The organism is Trichocoleus sp. AS-A1 (assembly GCF_039962015.1).
Taxonomy (GTDB): Bacteria; Cyanobacteriota; Cyanobacteriia; order Cyanobacteriales; family FACHB-T130; genus FACHB-T130.
The window spans coordinates 70454-89285 of the sequence record NZ_JAMPKG010000021.1 but is presented as its reverse complement, the minus strand read 5'-3'; the positions used below and the strand labels follow the sequence as shown (position 1 = coordinate 89285).

Annotated in this window: 17 protein-coding genes; 6 read left to right on the top strand and 11 right to left on the bottom strand. The window is 44.5% G+C overall.

Annotated features, from left to right (window positions below; genetic code table 11):
• Positions 1 to 107 precede the first annotated feature (107 nt).
• The 3 genes from NC994_RS17155 to NC994_RS17145 all read right to left on the bottom strand — a co-directional run bounded on the left by NC994_RS17155 (position 108) and on the right by NC994_RS17145 (position 3315).
• Positions 108 to 902 (bottom strand): alpha/beta hydrolase, encoded by a 795-nt coding sequence (locus NC994_RS17155; RefSeq protein ID WP_190435514.1) that lies wholly within the window; start codon positions 900 to 902, stop codon positions 108 to 110.
• 222 nt (positions 903 to 1124) lie between these two features.
• Positions 1125 to 2552 (bottom strand): DUF3370 domain-containing protein, encoded by a 1428-nt coding sequence (locus NC994_RS17150; RefSeq protein ID WP_190435511.1) that lies wholly within the window; start codon positions 2550 to 2552, stop codon positions 1125 to 1127.
• A gap of 250 nt (positions 2553 to 2802) precedes the next feature.
• Positions 2803 to 3315 (bottom strand): peptidase C15, encoded by a 513-nt coding sequence (locus tag NC994_RS17145; RefSeq protein WP_190429079.1) that lies wholly within the window; start codon positions 3313 to 3315, stop codon positions 2803 to 2805.
• 136 nt (positions 3316 to 3451) lie between these two features.
• Here NC994_RS17145 and NC994_RS17140 point away from each other — a divergent pair, with 136 nt between their 5' ends.
• Together NC994_RS17140 and hisH are read left to right on the top strand one after the other, a co-directional pair.
• A complete protein-coding gene (locus NC994_RS17140; RefSeq protein WP_190435509.1) occupies positions 3452 to 3988 on the top strand; it encodes a DUF4362 domain-containing protein in 537 nt (178 codons plus the stop codon).
• Positions 3989 to 4072: 84 nt separating this feature from the next.
• Positions 4073 to 4708 (top strand): imidazole glycerol phosphate synthase subunit HisH, encoded by a 636-nt coding sequence (gene hisH / locus NC994_RS17135; RefSeq protein WP_190435506.1) that lies wholly within the window; start codon positions 4073 to 4075, stop codon positions 4706 to 4708.
• A gap of 63 nt (positions 4709 to 4771) precedes the next feature.
• Here the strand turns inward: hisH and NC994_RS17130 are convergent, their stop codons facing one another.
• A complete protein-coding gene (locus NC994_RS17130; RefSeq protein WP_190435504.1) occupies positions 4772 to 5842 on the bottom strand; it encodes an IS630 family transposase in 1071 nt (356 codons plus the stop codon).
• Between the two features lie 68 nt (positions 5843 to 5910).
• On the opposite strand from NC994_RS17130, the gene rsmD reads away from it, so the two are divergent.
• Positions 5911 to 6459: a 16S rRNA (guanine(966)-N(2))-methyltransferase RsmD gene (gene rsmD, locus NC994_RS17125; protein WP_190435501.1), complete on the top strand. Its 549-nt coding sequence runs from the start codon at positions 5911 to 5913 to the stop codon at positions 6457 to 6459.
• A gap of 87 nt (positions 6460 to 6546) precedes the next feature.
• Here rsmD and petG read toward each other — a convergent pair whose 3' ends face one another.
• Positions 6547 to 6660 (bottom strand): cytochrome b6-f complex subunit V, encoded by a 114-nt coding sequence (gene petG / locus NC994_RS17120; protein WP_190411146.1) that lies wholly within the window; start codon positions 6658 to 6660, stop codon positions 6547 to 6549.
• A 281-nt stretch (positions 6661 to 6941) separates the two neighbouring features.
• On the opposite strand from petG, the gene NC994_RS17115 reads away from it, so the two are divergent.
• Positions 6942 to 7316 (top strand): cytochrome c, encoded by a 375-nt coding sequence (locus tag NC994_RS17115; RefSeq protein WP_190411147.1) that lies wholly within the window; start codon positions 6942 to 6944, stop codon positions 7314 to 7316.
• 39 nt (positions 7317 to 7355) lie between these two features.
• Here the strand turns inward: NC994_RS17115 and NC994_RS17110 are convergent, their stop codons facing one another.
• The 3 genes from NC994_RS17110 to NC994_RS17100 form a co-directional block, all read right to left on the bottom strand.
• Positions 7356 to 9161 carry an ABC transporter ATP-binding protein gene (locus NC994_RS17110; protein ID WP_190435498.1) on the bottom strand — a complete coding sequence of 602 codons (1806 nt, stop codon included), beginning with the start codon at positions 9159 to 9161 and terminating at the stop codon, positions 7356 to 7358.
• 74 nt (positions 9162 to 9235) lie between these two features.
• Complete coding sequence (locus tag NC994_RS17105) at positions 9236 to 9436, bottom strand: hypothetical protein (protein ID WP_348225589.1); 201 nt, start codon at positions 9434 to 9436, stop codon at positions 9236 to 9238.
• Positions 9417 to 11381, bottom strand: a complete 1965-nt coding sequence (locus NC994_RS17100; protein WP_190435495.1) for a patatin-like phospholipase family protein — start codon at positions 11379 to 11381, stop codon at positions 9417 to 9419. Before NC994_RS17100 ends, NC994_RS17105 begins: the two co-directional genes overlap by 20 nt.
• A gap of 1152 nt (positions 11382 to 12533) precedes the next feature.
• On the opposite strand from NC994_RS17100, the gene NC994_RS17095 reads away from it, so the two are divergent.
• Both NC994_RS17095 and NC994_RS17090 read left to right on the top strand, forming a co-directional pair.
• A complete protein-coding gene (locus NC994_RS17095) occupies positions 12534 to 13307 on the top strand; it encodes a class II aldolase/adducin family protein (RefSeq protein ID WP_190435493.1) in 774 nt (257 codons plus the stop codon).
• 98 nt (positions 13308 to 13405) lie between these two features.
• A complete protein-coding gene (locus NC994_RS17090; RefSeq protein WP_190435489.1) occupies positions 13406 to 14083 on the top strand; it encodes a hypothetical protein in 678 nt (225 codons plus the stop codon).
• 149 nt (positions 14084 to 14232) lie between these two features.
• Here the strand turns inward: NC994_RS17090 and NC994_RS17085 are convergent, their stop codons facing one another.
• From NC994_RS17085 to ahcY, 3 genes are all read right to left on the bottom strand, one after another.
• Positions 14233 to 15486: an Hpt domain-containing protein gene (locus NC994_RS17085; protein WP_190435487.1), complete on the bottom strand. Its 1254-nt coding sequence runs from the start codon at positions 15484 to 15486 to the stop codon at positions 14233 to 14235.
• 767 nt (positions 15487 to 16253) lie between these two features.
• Entirely contained in the window at positions 16254 to 16877 is a 624-nt protein-coding gene (locus NC994_RS17080) for a DedA family protein (RefSeq protein ID WP_190430793.1), read from the bottom strand.
• A gap of 481 nt (positions 16878 to 17358) precedes the next feature.
• Positions 17359 to 18636 carry an adenosylhomocysteinase gene (ahcY, locus tag NC994_RS17075; RefSeq protein WP_190411155.1) on the bottom strand — a complete coding sequence of 426 codons (1278 nt, stop codon included), beginning with the start codon at positions 18634 to 18636 and terminating at the stop codon, positions 17359 to 17361.
• Between the last annotated feature and the right edge of the window lie 196 nt (positions 18637 to 18832).

The following is an 18832-nucleotide window of genomic DNA, read 5'->3' as shown; positions in this document are numbered from 1 at the left end:
ACGCAGGAAGGAGGGGCTTTCGCAGTCGCTAAATCAGCGATTGGAACCAGAAATCGTCGCCCGTAGGCGTAAGCCTTCCCGAAGGGTATGCGAAAGCCCAGAGAAAATTATGCCCTTGTCAATAACATTTCCTCAATTTCTGCAAGAAATTCAAAAGTAATCGTTGTAAATTTATCTGGAAAAAACAGGTTCCATTCGTGGTATCCTTCCGCTACTACTTTCAATTTAGAACCTTTAATTCCTTGTGATAACTCTTGGGCAAATTTTACCGGAGTTAGAACATCGTTCTCTCCCCACAAAATTAAACAAGGGGATTCAACGTTTTGCAAAATTGGTCTGATATCTTCTTGTAACGCGATGAATCCCATCTTTATCGTATTTTCAGGGTTAAATAAGCTGTTATAAAACAAGTTTTTAAAAATAGCACTAACAGGCTGAAGCTTCATTTGCCAAGATTGTGCAGGCATTTCAATTGCCCTTTTCAATACAACTTCCGGTATAGAACCCAGAGGAATTCCTGTACTATCTACGACGATGAGGCTGCGGACAATCGACGGTATCAAAGCTGCCAATGCTATGGCAATTGCGCCTCCTAGTGAATGTCCAACTACATGAACTTTCTTTAAATTTAACTTTTTTACAAAATTACCAATAATCTTTGCATAGTCATTAGAATTTTGAATTTTTTCAGGTGCGGTTGAGTTTCCTAAACCTGGTAAAACAGGCGCAATTACCTGATAACGCTTAGATAAAATATCTAAACTGTCTTGATAAGGTTCAACTAATACTCCCCATCCGTGTATAAAAAGTATTGGATCTAAATTTGAGGCAATTCCTCCTTCATAGTAGGAAAGACAACAGTTATCCAAATTAACTTGCTTTTCGATGAATTTACTTTTCACTGAATTGACCTTCAATTTTTTGAGACAGAGAGCACTAATTCAGGGATTTTGGACAAATGCCTAAATTAGAGGCTGTTACATAAGTTAACAATGTTTACCTAGTTGTCTCGTCTGTCTAAAGTAAGGGCACGGCAATGCCGTGTCCCTACGCCTGGAATCCCTACACCTGGAAATAGGGAAGCGAGGCAAACCCCGCAGCCAATACATCAGGAAATTTTTTAACTAAAGTACAAATCGAATTCCATACAGGACACGCATCAATTCCACTAATGACGTGTCACTTACATTCGCTGAGGTATTTTCTAAAGTTCGCACAGTCAGGACTTGCGGCGGCGTCGCATCTGGTGGGTATATCAAATCGACTTGCACCTGGCGGCGACTTGCCGGTGGCATTTTTAGCGTTAGCAGTGGTTCTATTACCTGACCCGTTTGGTGCCACAAATGCACGTAGCGCGTCAGGGGTTTTCCTTGGTCATCGTTGTAGCGCAACCGTACCGTACCTCGGAAAATTGGAAAATGCGGGGGTTGCTGGAAACGCAATCCTCCTTTTGCTAGCTTGTCTTCCTTCAAAGGCGTTTCTAGCGTCAGGGTGACAGTTTGGGGTTGTTTCGTGGAGTTGATTAAGGGCACGCTGAGGTTGTATTCAACTCCGTAGTTCCCATGTGCTTCGTAAGCGGTATCCGGATAGCGCACCAGCATCTTTGCAGTTTGCACTTGACTTGTACCGAGGGTGCCTAACTTGAGGGAACTGATGGGATAGGAGATAGCGTTACCGGGTTGGGGGATGGTGAGATTTTGGGCATTGGGTTTATCCACCAGTTGCCCTTTCCAGGCAGAACCTTCAGAGACTCCTGCCACGCGACTGTAAATAAATTGCCCGCTGGTTTGCCCTGGAGGAGAGGGGGCTTTATCTCTGGGTCCGGCTAAAGTGCCTGTATCGAGTAAAGTCTGCCATTCTGCTTGGGTTGGTTTCCGTTCGCTGCCATCTGCATTTTTCTTGGCATACATCGCTAAACTGGCTGCATAAATCTTGCCATTACTCTGCAACCGCATTAGTGTAGACCGACCATTGATGGGCTTTTCTAGATCCCGAACCGGAATCGGATGATTCATCAACAAACGGCTTTGTCCCGGTGGTATCACTAGCTGGGCAGGAAAATCAGCTTGTCGCTTGCCTCGCATGACATCGTTGACTGCGCGATCGCCATGACCGGAATATACGTCTCCGCTGGGATTTTCGACATAAGTCGGCAGTTTGATATAGGGCGCATTCTGCATTAGCTGACTTGCCGCTTGCAATACTTCCACTTTGACGGGTTTTGTACCCGGATTATGCAAGATTACGCCCAGATAAAGCGTCTGCAAATCCTTGGGAGTGTGGCTAAAGTGGTGGGCAAATAAATCAAATCTTCCCTGGAAAGGGAAATTAAGATGAGCCGCTGGCACCTTTTTACCATTTGGAGGAAAAGTAGAAAGTAAAATCCCTTCACTTTTCACCCATTCTGGGCTGTTACTGTTAAACATTGGCACTTTATCCAGTTGTCCGGGTAAAGGCATAACTGGCTGGGGTCGCACAATCTCTTGAGGGGCTGGTTTGGGTGGCGGCGGTGGTGTTTGAGCAAGGGGTAAAAAGGGCAAGAATGGCAACATGGGAAGATTAATATTTAAAAACGATAACGACCTTATCCGGAAAAATCGTCTGACTAGACTTCTTAAGAAGTGTGCCCTCAGACTAAATGGGACGACACAAACAAAGCCTGCCTCCGCAAGCTAAATTCACTGTTAGTTCAGTGTAGGCGGACTTCGTCCGTGAAGCCACAACTTTACTGAGTCGTTCTTGTACGTTCGCTGAGGATGCTAACCAAAGATTTTCCGGATGGGTGCTAAGACATCAAGGACTTTAAGAAAGTGCCAGGTTCTTCAGAATACATAAAAAATCTGCCATGATTCCCGAAGAGTTTTCCGGAGTTAGGATTGGAACGTGAACGAAGATACAGCGGCTGTTAATTTGGCGTTCTTGTAAGTAGTCTAATACTGAGTAATACAGCCCTTCGCAGACAAATTTACCCGCATCATCGCTGATTTCAGTTGCGACTGAGCCTGTTAATAGTTTTTCTAGATTTACCGATGTTTTTAGCAGTGTGGTTCCACAAGCCGCACAGGATTCTACGCTCAATTGAGTCCGAGACTCTGCCATACCGCAGCAGATAATGGCATCCGGCTGTAATTCGTTAATTTTGGCAAAGACGCGATCGCTTGCTTGAGCAACATCAACGGGTAGCTGTCTTAAAAAACTCAATGATAGCGATAAAGAGTCTAGGTTGCCAACTTCCAGTAATAGATCGTCGGAAGCATTAGAGTTTTGATGGGGAAGCCAGGTAGTAAAAGACGTTAGCAGAATTTTTCGATTCATAAGTAGCTTTGTGGGATGCGTAGATTAGCTTAATCTAACCACTTACCTGCCTGACAGCAACAAATGTTTAGAGAGATGCGTCTTTCCTCTAATAGACGCAAATGTAACAAATGTTGAAATGAGGCTGAGGTAGAAAGTGCGACGATTACTTCTTGTTTTAGGAGTGGTGCTTCTGGCATCAGGCTGTAATTTAGAAAAGGCTGTCCAGACACAGACTGTCAATCTGAATCAAGAAAAAATTACAAAAGAAGAAAAGGTTTTACTTGAGCGGCTGAAGAAAGACAAATTGCTGAAAGCAATCGAGTGCCCATCTAGAGAAGAATTAACTAATTTTGATGAAAACAATTCAACCAAGTCTTTGCTGAGCTGGGTATTCAAGTTAAAAAAAGGTAATCTTGGGGCAAAAAAAATCTGTATCACCCAAGAGGGAGATCCTGTCACAGAATACATAATCGTTGAAAATGATAAAATAAAGATAGTTTTAGATTCTTCCGAAGATAGATTTGGGACAAGGGATGTAGAAGTATATAATCCCATTCAAATTAATCGGGGATACTTTGAGGAAGATGACAAAAACTTAAAAATTTTCAAGATTTCGGAATTACAACTGCCTGAAGGTAAAGAAATATTCATTCAGTATGAATTGCCGAACGGTGAAAAGAGATATTTTTGAAATTTTTAACAAAAGAATGTAAAGTTAAAAGAAGGGAACTAGACACCCAACACAAACAACAAAAGTCAGCAAAGGCGCATATTAATGTCAGTCATTGCAGTCATCGACTACGACATGGGAAATCTGCACTCTGCCTGTAAGGGATTGGAAAAAGCGGGTGCAACCCCTAAAATTACGGATTCACCGGCAGACATTGCACGGGCGGATGCTGTAGTCCTGCCTGGTGTGGGAGCTTTCGATCCAGCGGTGCAACACTTGCGATCGCGCCACCTAGTAGAACCCATCAAAGAAGCGATCGCATCCGGCAAACCTTTCTTAGGGATCTGTCTGGGATTGCAAATTCTATTCGATTCCAGCGAAGAAGGCAAAGAACCCGGTTTAGGCATTATCCCCGGTGTGGTGCGACGATTTCGACCTGAACCTAACTTGACGATTCCCCACATGGGTTGGAATCAACTAGAAATCGCCCAACCGGATGCCCAAATCTGGCGGCAGTTACCGTCTCAGCCTTGGGTTTATTTTGTCCATTCTTACTACGTCGATCCCGTCGATCCTCAAATCCGCGCCGCCACCATTACCCACGGAAGTCAAACGGTGACGGCTGCGATCGCGCGTGATAACTTGATGGCTGTGCAGTTCCACCCGGAAAAATCTTCTACCAGCGGACTGCAAATATTATCCAACTTTGTCGCCCAGGTACGAACCGAAGTTGCCGCATAGTAAAGTTGCGTTAGCGTAGCGGCACGTCTGATACCAAATCCGGTTATGTTATGCTACTAACAATTAATCATAGTTAAACCAATGATAATTGGTGAGATTTCTGATTTCATCATTCATTTGTTGCAGAACACAGCATCGAGCAGCTAACACATCTTCTAACTCATTAATACTTTCAAAATGCTCGTTAACTAAAGGTTCATCTACTAACGACCATAATCTTTCTGCTGGTTGTAGTTCTGGAGAATATGGGGGCAAAAGTTCGCATATTATTGCTGTTGGTAACTCAACCTTGGTGCTGGTATGCCATCCAGCTCTATCTTGAACTAAAAGAATAATTTTTTGATCACCAGCACCTACCTCGGTCGCAAATGTTGTCAATACCAGGTTCAGCCACTTCGTATTTACTCTGGGAATTAAATACCAATATGTTCTACCGGTTTTTGGTTCGACAAACCCATAAACATATACCCACTCATACCGATGCTGTACTACAGCTATGGGTCTTGCTCCGATGGGCGACCACACTTTTCTCAGTATCGGTTTAAGTCCAACTCTATGTTCATCAAAGAACCACACTTCTATTTGAGCGCCAGGATATTGCTGTTGCAGTTGTTTCACTTTGAGCGGCAACTCAACTTTAAATTCCTCCTGAGCTTTTTCATCACAAGCGCGATGTTTCGGTCTCGGTTGCTGCCAGGAGTAATTGCACTTTTTTAGATAATCCCACCCTCTCTGATTGGCTACTTTTTCTCGATAGGTTTCTTTTTCTATCCACCTGGCTACCTTTGGTCCTGTCCAGATGCCCCCATCTGATGGTCTTGAACGTAGCTGTGTCAGTAATTTCTGCAATTGTTCCTGATTGAGCAATGCCGCTTTTCCTCGCACATGAGTTTGACTGACTTTTCTCTTATTTTTGACTCCTTCTATTCCTAACTCGTTATACCTTTTGAGTATCTTTTTTACATATTCATAATCTAGCCCCACTACTATCGCACTATCTTTAATTGTCCATCCCAATGCCACTAGCCAGATTACGTGCCATCTCCTTGCTTCTACTGGGTCAAGATTAGTTATATACTTTTGTTTAATTTCATTTGGCTCCAGATGATTTGCTAAATACGCTTTTTTTGGCATCTGTTTAATTTTTGACTTTTTTGTGATTATAAGTAGCCTAACATAACCGGATTTAGTATGACCTAATTATGAGCCTCAGAATCTACGGCAATCGCTTACTCAAAACTTTACCAGGTCAAGAAACCCGACCCACACTAGGGCGAGTGCGGGAAGCAGTATTTAACATTTGGCAGGGCAGCATCAGTGGTTGTCGCTGGCTGGATTTGTGTGCTGGTAGTGGTTCGATGGGTGCAGAGGCATTGTGTCGAGGTGCCAGCTACGTCGTCGGAATTGAACAGTGGAGTCGCGCTTGCGCCATTATCCAGGAAAACTGGCAGCAAGTCGCTCAAGACGAGCAAAAATTTCAGGTGTTGCGGGGAGATGTCGTGCAACGGTTGAAAACCCTTGCGGATCAGCAGTTCGACCGAATATATTTTGACCCACCCTATGCGAGTGAATTATATCAGCCGGTGCTGGAAGCGATCGCGCAGCATCAACTACTGGCTGAAGGCGGTGAATTCGCAGTGGAACATAGTCCTAACAACTGGACGGTTGAACCCGTTCCCGCACTGGAAATCTGTCGCCAAAAGGTTTACGGCAACACTGCCCTTAGCTTCTATTGCCCAGCCAGCATCTGAAAGTTTACAACCATTTAAAAAGGTGGGCTGTGCCCACCTCACTCAGCTGACTCAGGAGGGCGGGAGAACCGCGCCCCTACAGCACTTTTATACTCCTAGTTTGTTGTCGCGCTTTTTCTGCATATAGGCAGCGAAGAATAGTCCCGCGAGGGTGACTAAAATCAAACCAAGCACGATACCAGAAAGCAGGGGTTCTACCACGTCAGTACTCCTTTGTTAACGTTTCTTGCCTGTTTCTCATCCTACAAGCTAGAGCGGAAGAACGGGTGAGCCTGTAGCGACACAATTTCAAGGCATCTCCGATTCCAGTAGCAGGCTGGAGAAAACTACGCTTGCCTCGACTCTCTAGAAAATTTAAGCTATGTATATGAATCGAAATCTTTATCGATACACAACCACACATATCGCTATACTCGTTCATTGCATAGCGATCGCTTGCGCCCCGATCAAAAACTGCCCTTACATCTCACTTTCAAAAACCTTTGGATAACCAGCTACCTAAACCTGAAATCCTGATGCAGCGCCTCAGCTTGATGGCATTGGCTGCTTTCCTGGTCATCCTCTTAGCACTTGTTGGGGTTAACCTGTTTCGCGTCTCCGATCCTTATGTCAAGACAGTTTTGACCCTAACGGGCGACTCCGTGAAGGGACACGCGATTTTTCAAATGAACTGTGCGGGATGTCATGGATTGGAAGCACACGGTCGAGTGGGGCCAAGTCTGGAAGCCATCTCTAAGCGCAAGTCTCGCGTAAGAATCATTCACCAAGTCATCAGTGGGGATACACCGCCCATGCCCCAGTTTCAGCCCAGTACCCAAGAAATGGCAGACTTACTGCGTTATTTAGAGGAATTGTAGATGGGAGTGGGCATGGATAATCGCTCATTCATCATCAGCCTAGACCTGACTGAACTGTTGTGCGTAAAATCGGGCATAGCGATCGCCCTTTTGCAGCAATTCTTCATGGGTTCCCGATTCCATAATCTGCCCCTGTTCCACAACCAGAATTCGATCAGCGCGGCGCACTGTGGCAAGGCGGTGGGCGATGATGAAAACAGTCCGGTCTTGCATGATCCGTTCTAGGGCTTCCTGCACCAAGGCTTCTGATTCCGAATCCAGGGCAGAGGTTGCTTCATCCAGGATGAGGATTCGAGGATTCAGCAAAACAGCACGCGCGATCGCAATTCTCTGCTTCTGCCCCCCCGATAAATTTACCCCTCTCTCCCCCACCCAGGTATGATAACCCTGTGTAAATTGGGTAATGAACTGGTGGGCGTTGGCAATCTCTGCCGCCACCTGCACGTCCTTGAGGTCAAACTGCGCTTGTCCAAAAGCAATATTTTGAGCAATCGTCCCAGAAAATAGAATCGTTTCCTGCGGCACAATCCCAATTTGCCGCCGCAGACTCCGCAGCGTCACATCCTGAATATTAGTCCCGTCAATCAAAATTTCACCCGCTTGGGTGTCATAAAAGCGGGGAAGAAGATTCACCAAAGTCGTTTTACCCGCACCCGACGCACCCACTAAGGCAATCATTTCTCCGGAGTGTGCCAGCAAATTCAAATTTTGCAGCACCGGAGTTCCTCCTTGCCCCGACTTAGAAAGAGGTTGCACTCCTTCTTTGTCATCCTCTGAGAAGGTAGGACTTGGGGAATTTAGTGCCGGATAGGCAAAGGTAACGTTACAGTATTCCACCTTACCCGTGACCGCCGGAAGCTCAACGGCACCCGGCTTTTCCACCACGGTTGGCTGAATCGCCATCAGTTCAAAAATCCGATCGACCGATGCCTGACCCTGTTTAAATTCGTTGTAATTGCTAGTGAGATGGGCAATCGGGTCAATCAGTAACGCCACTGCTGCGATATAGCTAACAAATTCTGCCCCAGTCAGATTATTAATCGAAATTTGCCAGCCACCGAGGAAAAACAGCAGTAAAACGCTCATCGCGTACAAAAATCCAACCACAGGATTCTGAATCGCCTTTAGCCGTTCAGTTGCATACTTCGCTTTCCGGTTTTCTTCAGCTTCCTGGGCAAAACGGGCAATTTCATAATCTTGGGCGGCGAAAGCTTGTACTAGACGAATTCCGCTAAACACCTCTGTCAGCAACGCCGATAAATTAGAGACGCGATTTTGGCTGCGGCGAGAAAACTTTAGCATCTGTTCGCCAAACCAGCCAATTAAAACGCCCATCAGCGGTGCGACGATAAACGTTGCCAGCGTCAGCTGCCAGTTGAGATAAATCATGTAGCCCAGTACAACGATTAGCTGCAACACGCAGGGAATAAAGTCATGGAAAACTTTATTGACGACTTCCCCAACTCGGTCAATATCCTCGGTGAGACGGTAAGTTAAATCGCCGGTTTGTGCAGTTTCAAAGTAGCCAAAGTTGAGACGATGTAGGTGAGTATAAACTTGCTTGCGTAAGTTAAAGGCAACGAAAAGGGCGGCTTTCGCCATCAGCGAATCCTGTCCATACATCAGGATTTTCTGCACGAGAAAAACGACTGCCAGCACTGCTGCTAACTGGGCAAGTGCTGCCATATCGCCTTGTCCAATGAAATTGGCGATTTTGCCTGCAAGTGCCGCCTGGATGGGCCAGAATACTGTAACCCCTAATGTGCAAGCGAAAGCTTGCGCGATGGTTTTCCACTGGGGGCGGATGTATGGCAGTAGATGCCAGTAACTAGAGCGCGTTTTCAAACCTTAACGTCCTGTAATAATCGTCTCCTTTGTCTGACGCTACCAGTTTTCGGTTGTTTCTGAGCGATTATTCTTCAGCCTATTTTAGGGATAGGAAGCGATCGCTTCCCCCTTCCGCAAGGAAAATAAGGGCAATCCCGCTTTCTGTCTGCTAGCGGGGAGGGTTTCATTTCAGCTTGTGTGTATCGACGAGGTAGACGAAGTTGCGATCGCTCGATGTCAGCACCAACAATGTCAGCATTCAGACACATTTTTTTATACTTTTTCGTTGCCAAACATCCTGTTTTGTGCCTTCTCCATTAAGTCAGAAATTACAATCAATACAGTTGCCAAAATTTCAAGAATTGCTAACCCTGAAATCGCTAATACTTTCAGGATTCCAAAAACGAATAGCCAAATTAATCCAATAATTTTTGATTCAGTTAATACAATTCTCAAAGCACGTAAAACTATCCTAGCAATCCTAATTTTTTGACTAAGTTTCAGATCCGCAGGTTGCGGATCTTGTGCTAGTAGATATTTCTTGATTTGTCTTACTATCGTATCCACTTCTGCTTCCGTAATTTCTACATTGCAGTATTGGTGTAACCAAGTAATTCCACAAATCCGCCCCAATAGAAAATCATGATCTCGATAACGTTTGTCAAAAAAACCACCAAATGCACCCAGGAAATCTGATGCGAGTAGTTCTGCGGCGCTTCCTTCTTGCAGAGAAGCTTTAATATTTTTGGGTAGATTATCGTAGATGGGTTGCAGCCTGCTTATTCCATTACTTCTAGAATTAGCAATTTCGCCGATAATTGCTGGAGTAATTGGACGAAGCTTTATGTGCCGATAAGGGATTGCTTCTTCGATAATTTTCTCAATCTGGCTGATATCTCCAAAATTTTTATCTTCAATTGCTTCTATTAATTTTTCCTTTGCTAAGGCTAATTGATTTCGTTTTTGAATTTCTCTTAAGCGGAGCGAGTCATGTTCTGATTTTGGCAGCGTTAAGCCACTCAATCCAACTTCTAGTGTCGAAAATTCCCCTTGGGTTAGGCGTTTTGCACTATTCAAATTTTCTACGGGAACTGGACGGATATACACGTGCAATCGTTCTGTATTAATTGATGGCTGTTGTGCCGTAAATTCCTCCTGAAACTGACTTGAACGCTCCTTTTTGTGTATTTGATTGGAGCGCAAATCATTTTCTAGTTCAATTCCTTTTAGAATAGGTAGACCATCTAGGATGCCTCCATCCGTATACAGAAATACTAAATGTGTATCATCTGCCTTGCTTTCACGTACAGCGCCTAGCCCTTCTTCCTTCAGTTCTTGTCTTTTGGGTGTTTTAAAGTAGTCATCACTGAGGTCTTTAAGATTGATACTACTAATATCAGAATGATCCCAAATGGGTGGAAAAGCAACCGGAAAAGCGCCGGAAGCGCGACCCCCCATTACTGCCTTGGCCCACATCTTATTCATTGTTTCTTGAGGAATTCCTGAATGAAAAAGAAATTGACGAGTCTCTGAACTGGTAATCGTTTCAATTTCTTGTTCCAAATGTCCTTGTGCATCGGTGAGATTGATTTGTTCAAGAAGTCCTTGCAAGTTGGTAAGCGTCATTAAAAGCGCCAGGGGTTTCGTATTTTCTGTAATTTGGGGAGGCTTGATAACAAGTTCGGCAATTTTTTCAATTGCTTCACCAGAAAGAACGCTGAGATTGGTTTTTTCGCGTTTTGTTTGGGGAGTAGATTTAGAGGCTTTAGAACGATGAAAAAGCTTATAAAAACCTTTTCTAAGTGGATTAGAACTCTTTTTATATTTCTCTAGGGTTGCTTCAAAGCTATCGGCAAAACTTTCTATCGTCGCTTGAAATCCATCTTTAAAACTAGATAGCATTACCGAAAAGCTATCGATTTTTTGAATATCGGCTTGTTGAACCCAGGCTTGATACAAAGGGCTTTTATGCTCTTCTTCTGAAAATTTGAGTCGTTGATCGAATTTAAAAGGTGGATCTACCTTTCCTTGAAGTAAGCAGTAGGCGGCGATGACACCAGACATTGCCCCTGCTGAAGATCCAGTAATAATATCAATAATCACTTTCGGTTCAGGCTTGACGGATTCTTTCGTCAATTCATAAAAAACTCCTGCCATATAAGCACCCAATGAAATGCCACCAGAGCAGTTGAGTGTAATCAGTTTGGGAGTTTGTGCAGATTTGGTTTCGGTTTTCATGACAATATACTTGGCGGTGAAAATAACTTGAAGTTTAGTTTAATTCAGCGAACTTCTGTTATGAGGTTCTTGGCATAAGAGTATTGCTTGGAATTCTAGAAAATTGTTTTGCTTGGCAACAGAAGAGATAAAAGCTGGGTTCTGGTTGTACATAGCATTGAGCAAACAAAGTGATATTGCTAAGCTGGCATTTTGAGCTAGCGTCTTGCTTCTCTGGCGACAGCCATTCCTATAAATAGCCGGATGCTGCTCTAAGTAGCCGTTTGTTTCTCGACAACTTCACTATTTTATATGAGCAGAGAATAATTAAAACTTTTTCGCGAAAGAATCGCAAGCGTTTCCTCTCCTGCTGGTAACTTGCGGCTGAGACTACTTCCAGAACTAAGTCAGGACGCCTGAATTTAACCGTGTAATTTTGGAAGCTGCGTTGAGTTCTGGATATTGTTCGTGAAAGTATTACAAATACATCCTCTGCCGTGTTACACCTTTTGGTGGGGAACGAAATATCCATATATTCAATGGCTGAAGTCATTGTCACATTTGCGTAATTATTTTGTATTATAAGTGCCGACAGTATCAGTGACTCCAATCTTGGCAAAGGTTTGATGGGTTCTGCTTCTGCTCTACCCATCCTGTCAATAATAAAGTTAGTTGACTTAAGCGCGATCGCTCTCTTGAGCCGAACAATTAAAGGAGTTAGATGAGCGATCGCTACTTTATGAATAATTAAGAAAGATTAATTTTTTTGCTCTATTTCTTATGACGAAATATAAATTTATGAATTAGTCCATAATGGCACTTTAAAAGAAAGACGTTTAAAATAAAAGAAGAATTACCAATAAAATTCTTCCTGCATTCAAGAACCTCTCTCCAATTAGTTTCAGTTTAGCTAGGAATAAAGCTAAAGAAATAAATACTTTATAGCGATTGCTCAGATTGCAATGGCTTCCTCACCAAGGAAAAATAAATTCTAGAACTCAAAATTCGGGCAACAGCTTTAGAGAAAGCCTTGTATCCGCCTGAAAAACTCCTGCGCTCAATCGCCGCTCATCGGTAGCGCTCGCTAACGCTCTTCTAGTGAATTCTTGACAGAATACAATACACTCACGAATTAAACATCTTTGCAACAACCGATTTATACAGGCTAAATCTATGCAGACATTAGACATTCCTATCAATATTCCCCAGCCGCCGACCTTTGCTTCTGTCGAAGATGAACGCCTCCACCGCAAACAACGGCTAGCCGCTGCATTTCGCCTGTTTGCTCGCTTCGGCTTTAGTGAAGGCATCGCCGGACACATCACCGCCCGCGATCCCGAACACCGCGATCGCTTTTGGGTCAATCCCTTCGGGATGCACTTCAGTCTCATCCGAGTCAGCGATCTGCTTCTAGTCAACGAGCAAGGTGAGGTCGTTGAGGGAAATAAGCCTGTCAATCAAGCAGCCTTTGCCATCCACTCCCGCATCCACGCCGCCCGTCCCGACGTTGTAGCAGCCGCACACTCCCATTCAACCTACGGTAAAAGCTGGTCAAGCCTGGGTCGCCTCCTCGACCCTCTCACGCAAGATGCCTGTAGCTTCTACGAAGACCACGGGCTGTTTGATGACTACACGGGTGTCGTTCTCAAACTAGAGGAGGGCAAGCGGATTGCGGAAGCTTTAGGCAACAAAAAAGCTCTCATCCTCCGCAACCACGGGCTGCTTACAGTGGGACACTCAGTCGATGAAGCTGCCTGGTGGTTTATCACAATGGATCGCTCCTGTCAGGCACAGCTAATGGCAGAGGCGGCTGGGAAGCCTGTCCTGATTGACTCGGATATGGCTCGTTTGACGTATCGCCAAGTGGGGTCGCACCACATGGGATGGTTTAGTTTTCAACCACTCTACGACATGATTGTGCGTCAACAACCGGAGCTGCTGGAGTAAGTGTTTTTAAAAGTGTGGAGTGAGGAAGCTTCTAACAAAGGCTGGATTTACAAACCAGCATCTACCGATTGGATTTAAAGAAAAATGAGGGTAGATAAATGACGAAATTAGAGCTACCTAAAGGAAACGACAAAACTTTGAATTCCGGCCTAGACTCACCTTTTTCCCAAAAAGATGGCTTATTGGAGTTCAAGGCAGAATTGACCACTCCTGATTTTTTCAAACGCTGGTCATTTGTCACCAATGTGTATGGTGAACGAGTGCAAGTGGATCACTTTGTCCTGACTTTTCCTGATTTTACACGTCTCAAAAATTACGCTGAAGCTTTGTGTCAATTGGGCGGTCAGATTGTTGAAGGGCCAGGACTCTTTCCTATCGAATTTTTTCCTGAAACTTATGTAATTACCAATGATTTATGGTTGCACTTGTTGACAATATTGATGCCGTCGGGGGGGTTGGTGGTTCTAGCTGCGCCCCACGCACCAGACGATCAACTTGACCGATTCCTACATGAGCGGGGAAACACTGGCGTCCACCATATTGCGATTCGCGTAGACAATGTGCAGAGTGCTGGTTTAGTTTGGGAGAAAAAAGGGTTTCATCCATTGTCTAGAGAGCCTCTTAAGGGTGATTCTCTATGCCAATGGTTTTGGCAAAACTCAGCAGGACAAATTATCGAGCTAATTGGTCGTAGTCCTGAAAATCACGCAACTTTTTACTGCCAAAATATAGGGGGTCTTCGGCTCTCGGAAGTCGCAGGGATTAACGCAAAATGAGTATTGATTTAAGTAGCTAGTTGCCGGTGATTGATCCAAAGGCCTTTTAGAATTGATGATGATGCGATCGCTATCTGTTCTGGGATGAAATCAGAGAAAAGCGATCGCTCATTTGCTTCTTGATGCCTAAGTATTAAGATAACAGCGACCTAAGCCCATAATTCCCCTATCCAATCATCCCCTTGTTCCCAATCCCGACAAGGTTCTTCTTTGGGGCCAGAAGGATGAACCGCACAGACAATTTCGCACTGTCCGTAGTAAAAACGGCATCTTCGACAGGTCTGGAGCGCTTCTATATGAACGGTTTCAATGACTCCACCCTCAGACGGAATCGTGTCTCGAAGCTCTTGCTGACAGGAAAAGGTTGGTAGCCACACGCCTATCGAGAGCTGGTCGTTGATTCCCTCTGGTTCCCCGAAAAAGTGGTCGTTGATAGCACCCGGTATGCATTGGCAACCCGTGATTCTGCCTCCGACTTTACTGACAGCTTGACGAATGACTTTAAGAGTACATTTAGCTTCAACCGTAAAATAACCACATATATCAATCCGTTGCGTTCCCGCCGTGGCTACGAGAGTCAGATTGGTGCGAACAAATCCTGCTTGAATAACCAGCAATCTCAAGTGATTGTCGAGTTCTTGAAAAACTGGCTCAACCTCCGACATAATTTTGCCTGTTATTTCTTCAGTTAGACCAAGCGCTCTTTGTAACTGCTGCCAAAGTGCCTGTAGCGTCTTCAAAAGCCGCAACAAGAATGAATCTAGCTTTTGATCAACCTGAATTGGATACTCTTTTATAACCTGGAATCCCTTTTCTAAATGGTGAGCAGTTTCTTGAATACTTGTGAGTCCCAACATCGCTGCTCCGCTTTTAATCGAATGAGCGGCACAAAAAAGCTGGTTGATTTCTTCTGGGTCTTTAATCGTGCTTGTTCCGGACAGCAAACCTTGCTCAATTGTCTGGATATATTCTCTTGTTCCTTCAATAAACAAGTGATTGAGGTGATTATTAAGTTCTTCAAAAACTGGCTCAACTTTCGACATCATCTTGTGAGTCAGCTCATCATTCAACCCACAAGACCAAGAAAGCTCCTGCATCAGAGCTTTTAGGGTATCCAAAACCCGTTGTAAGAGTGACTCTAGCTTTTGATCGATCCTAACGGGACAAGCATTGAAGACCTGGAAACATCTTTCTAGGCGGTAAGCCGTTTTCTGAATGCTGAGGAATCCCAGCATTGCTGCACCACCTTTGATACAATGAGCAGCTCGAAAAACCTGATTAATCTTTTCTGGGTCTTCGATAGTGCCTTGTAGATCCAGGAGACCTTGCTCAAGTGTATTGAGGTGGTCAATTGCCTCTTCAATAAAGTAGCCAATAATTCGCTGATGTTGTCCCGACATCATTCTCTTTTCTCCTTGTTTTCGCGTAGGGTATTTTCTACCGCAACGCGCTAGGCTTCGCTCAAGGGAAAACTCCGCAGGGGTCGCGTAGCGTATGCGCTCTGTTTACCGATCTCTCCGGTTTTAACACAGCTTGAGACTGATGGAAGTTTTTTCAATAATTGTTGTCAGCGATCGCTCCACTCAATTGCGATCGCTTCCCTGTTTCTAAAGTTTTAATATAAAGTTTTAAAAATGCCAGATCCAGTTGTAAGCTAAAAACGTTAGCGATTGCACAGCGCTAATACGGCAATTTTGGAGCAAAAGTGCGAAAAGTGCGAAAATTTTGTGAAAAACGTTCCAATATAACTCCTTTCTTGCTTATACCCTTTCGCTCTATTTCTGCAAGAGTTCGGTCTGGCACCCCTTTGTTGATTGCTTTAAGAAATTCAGATATTTAGCATCGAAAAAGTGAATTGGTATTGGGGAGTTTTTAACATTTTTATAAAAAAAATTCCGCTTGCAACAAAATCCCTTGAGCAAGTAGGGTTAAGGGTAGTTATTGAGTAAATTTGGCTCAAACCAATTAAATTTTTTCGGAAAGTACCCTAGTTCTTGAATATTTTTTTATAGAAATCCTATTTAAGTTATAAACGGATATTTGCTTGTAGAGACGCGATATATCGCGTCTCTACAGAGATTCACAAATCATTGAGGATGGCTACACCTATAAAATGACTTAGCCATTCTGGGAATCAATGATTCTTTGTAAATAACCAAGCTTTTCCTCTTCACGCTTGCTTGTTGCCTTTGTTTTTTTGCTTTTTCCTAACTAACCAGACAACAAAAGCGACAATAAGAATCACAAACACAATTTTAGAAACAGGCCCAAGATGCTCATCTACAAGCTCATAGTTTTCGCCTAGTGCGTATCCGGCATAAGTCAGCAAACCCACCCATAATGTAGTGCCAAGGGTTGAGTAGATTAAAAAAGGCAATAAAGGCATCCCGCTGATGCCTGCTGGAAGCGAAATTAAAGTGCGAACTCCAGGAACCAAACGGCAGAAAAACACTGCTTTACCGCCGTGCTTATCAAACCAATTATCTGCCTTGTCAATATCCTTGCTGGATAACCCGATCCACCTGCCATACTTATTCGCTAATCGCTTTAAGTTTTCTTCGCCTACGAGTTTACCCACGTAGTACCACGGCAATGCACCCAGCATCGTGCCGATTACCCCTGCTGCGATCGCTCCAAAAAAGTGGATTTTGCTATTTGGTTGCGTTGAGACATACCCTGCCAAGGGCATAATCAGTTCGGAAGGGATGGGGGGAAAAAGATTTTCCAAAAACATCAGCAGTCCAATTCCCAAGTGACCGAGGGAATTCATGGTGTTCGTGATCCATTCCTGCATAAGATCAGTGTTGGGTATTAGGGGACAGTTATTTTAATTGAAAATTTCAATACTTCTCGCAATCGCATTGTCTTAACGTCACAATTAAACTGTTAAGTTTAGTGAACAAGCTAAGTTTGCTTAACTTTATCAGGTTTTCGAGAATCTGAAAATTGATTTATCTAAATCTTCATCGTAAATTTGCAATATCCAATTTTTGCGGTGAAAGTTTTATTGGCAATTTGAAGTGGCAATCATTCTTTCAATTGCCCTTTTTTACTAAAGACAGGGTTCAGTTTTTAGCAAGCTCAGCTTGACTGCCTTAAAAATCTCGTGAGGTTGAAAAGCTGTTGAGTAACCCTAACGTTTTCTGGGTCAGTTTCTACAACTGAGGCTGTTCTTGCAAAATTTTCGGTAATACAAACAAACAATCCGGATAAGTGGCAATCCTGAGTTGTTACTACATGATGACGAAGGGTGGGCATTGCCCACCCTTACCGATTTAGGTTCCAGAAGTCCAAGAATTGATGTACTCAATTTGGTCGGGTGTCAAGCTATCAATTTGAACACCCATTGCTTGCAACTTCAGCCGTGCAATTTCTTTGTCAACCTCGACTGGAATGGAGTGCAATCCAGGTTCCAGGTTGCCTTTGTTCTTGACGAGGTGTTCGCAAGCTAAAGCTTGGTTTGCAAAGCTCATATCCATCACTGCGCTGGGATGTCCTTCCGCAGCCGCCAAGTTAATTAAACGCCCTTCGCCCAGCACAATAACCGATTTACCATTCTGGAGGCGGTATTCTTGGGTGAAGTTCCGCGCTTCCTTGACTTCAGTCGCTTTGGCACCCAACGACTTGAGGTCAATTTCAATATCAAAGTGACCGGAGTTGCAAACCATTGCCCCGTCTTTCATCACATCGAAATGCTCGGCGCGAATGACGTGCTTGTTGCCAGTGACAGTAATAAACAAATCGCCTACGGGGGCGGCTTCTGCCATTGGCAGCACTCGGAAGCCATCCATCACCGCTTCAATTGCTTTAGTGGGGTCAATTTCGGTGACAATCACATTGGCACCCATTCCCCGCGCCCGGAGTGCCGTGCCTTTGCCGCACCAGCCATAACCGGCGACAACAATCGTTTTACCAGCGAGCAGAACGTTGGTGGCGCGAATAATCCCATCCAGAGTAGATTGCCCGGTACCGTAGCGGTTATCGAAGAAGTGCTTGGTGTCAGCGTCGTTAACATTGATGGCGGGGAAAGTGAGAACGCCATCTTTGAACATGGCACGAAGACGGACAATGCCCGTTGTGGTTTCTTCGGTGGTGCCAATCAAATCTGCAATCTGGTGTTGACGTTCCTGAATCAGAGTAGCGACCACATCACTACCATCGTCAATGATGATGTTGGGTTTGTGATCCAAGGCGATTCGCACGTGCCGACTGTAGGTATCAGCGTCTTCGCCTTTGATGGCAAATACGGGAATGCCATGATCGGCAACCAGGCTAGCAGCCACGTCATCTTGAGTGGAGAGGGGGTTGCTGGCAATGAGGAGGGCATCAGCACCAGCGGCTTTGAGAGCGATCGCCAAGTGCGCGGTTTCAGTTGTGACGTGGCAGCAGGCGACTAACCGAATCCCAGCGAGGGGTTTTTCTTGGGCAAAGCGATCGCGTATTTGTCTCAACACGGGCATCTCTCTACCCGCCCATTCGATGCGTTGTTTACCGAGAGGCGCGAGGGAGAGGTCTTTGACTTCGTGCTTGGGCTGAGTAACAGTTGCAGTCATGAAATTGCTTGCTCAACAAATATTTAAGTTGCGGGTTTTTACTAGGTTACTCGACTAGACCGCTAAAAAGGTAGCCTGATTTTTTAGCCCCACCCCACCAGCCACACAAAGGTTTGAGGCTGGAAGAAATTCAAAATCGAGCCAGAACCCTTACTCTGCCAAGTTGTTGCTTAACTTCTCGCTTTGGTGTGAAGTT

Excerpts from the sequence above, each read along its gene's own strand:
- NC994_RS17090 (WP_190435489.1), top strand. The coding sequence starts at position 13,406 with ATGACGAAATTAGAGCTACCTAAAGGAAACGACAAAACTTTGAATTCC.
- NC994_RS17100 (WP_190435495.1), bottom strand. The coding sequence starts at position 11,381 with ATGAAAACCGAAACCAAATCTGCACAAACTCCCAAACTGATTACACTC.
- ahcY (WP_190411155.1), bottom strand. The coding sequence starts at position 18,636 with ATGACTGCAACTGTTACTCAGCCCAAGCACGAAGTCAAAGACCTCTCC.
- hisH (WP_190435506.1), top strand. The coding sequence starts at position 4,073 with ATGTCAGTCATTGCAGTCATCGACTACGACATGGGAAATCTGCACTCT.
- NC994_RS17145 (WP_190429079.1), bottom strand. The coding sequence starts at position 3,315 with ATGAATCGAAAAATTCTGCTAACGTCTTTTACTACCTGGCTTCCCCAT.
- rsmD (WP_190435501.1), top strand. The coding sequence starts at position 5,911 with ATGAGCCTCAGAATCTACGGCAATCGCTTACTCAAAACTTTACCAGGT.
- NC994_RS17085 (WP_190435487.1), bottom strand. The coding sequence starts at position 15,486 with ATGATGTCGGGACAACATCAGCGAATTATTGGCTACTTTATTGAAGAG.
- NC994_RS17150 (WP_190435511.1), bottom strand. The coding sequence starts at position 2,552 with ATGTTGCCATTCTTGCCCTTTTTACCCCTTGCTCAAACACCACCGCCG.
- NC994_RS17080 (WP_190430793.1), bottom strand. The coding sequence starts at position 16,877 with ATGCAGGAATGGATCACGAACACCATGAATTCCCTCGGTCACTTGGGA.
- NC994_RS17130 (WP_190435504.1), bottom strand. The coding sequence starts at position 5,842 with ATGCCAAAAAAAGCGTATTTAGCAAATCATCTGGAGCCAAATGAAATT.
- NC994_RS17095 (WP_190435493.1), top strand. The coding sequence starts at position 12,534 with ATGCAGACATTAGACATTCCTATCAATATTCCCCAGCCGCCGACCTTT.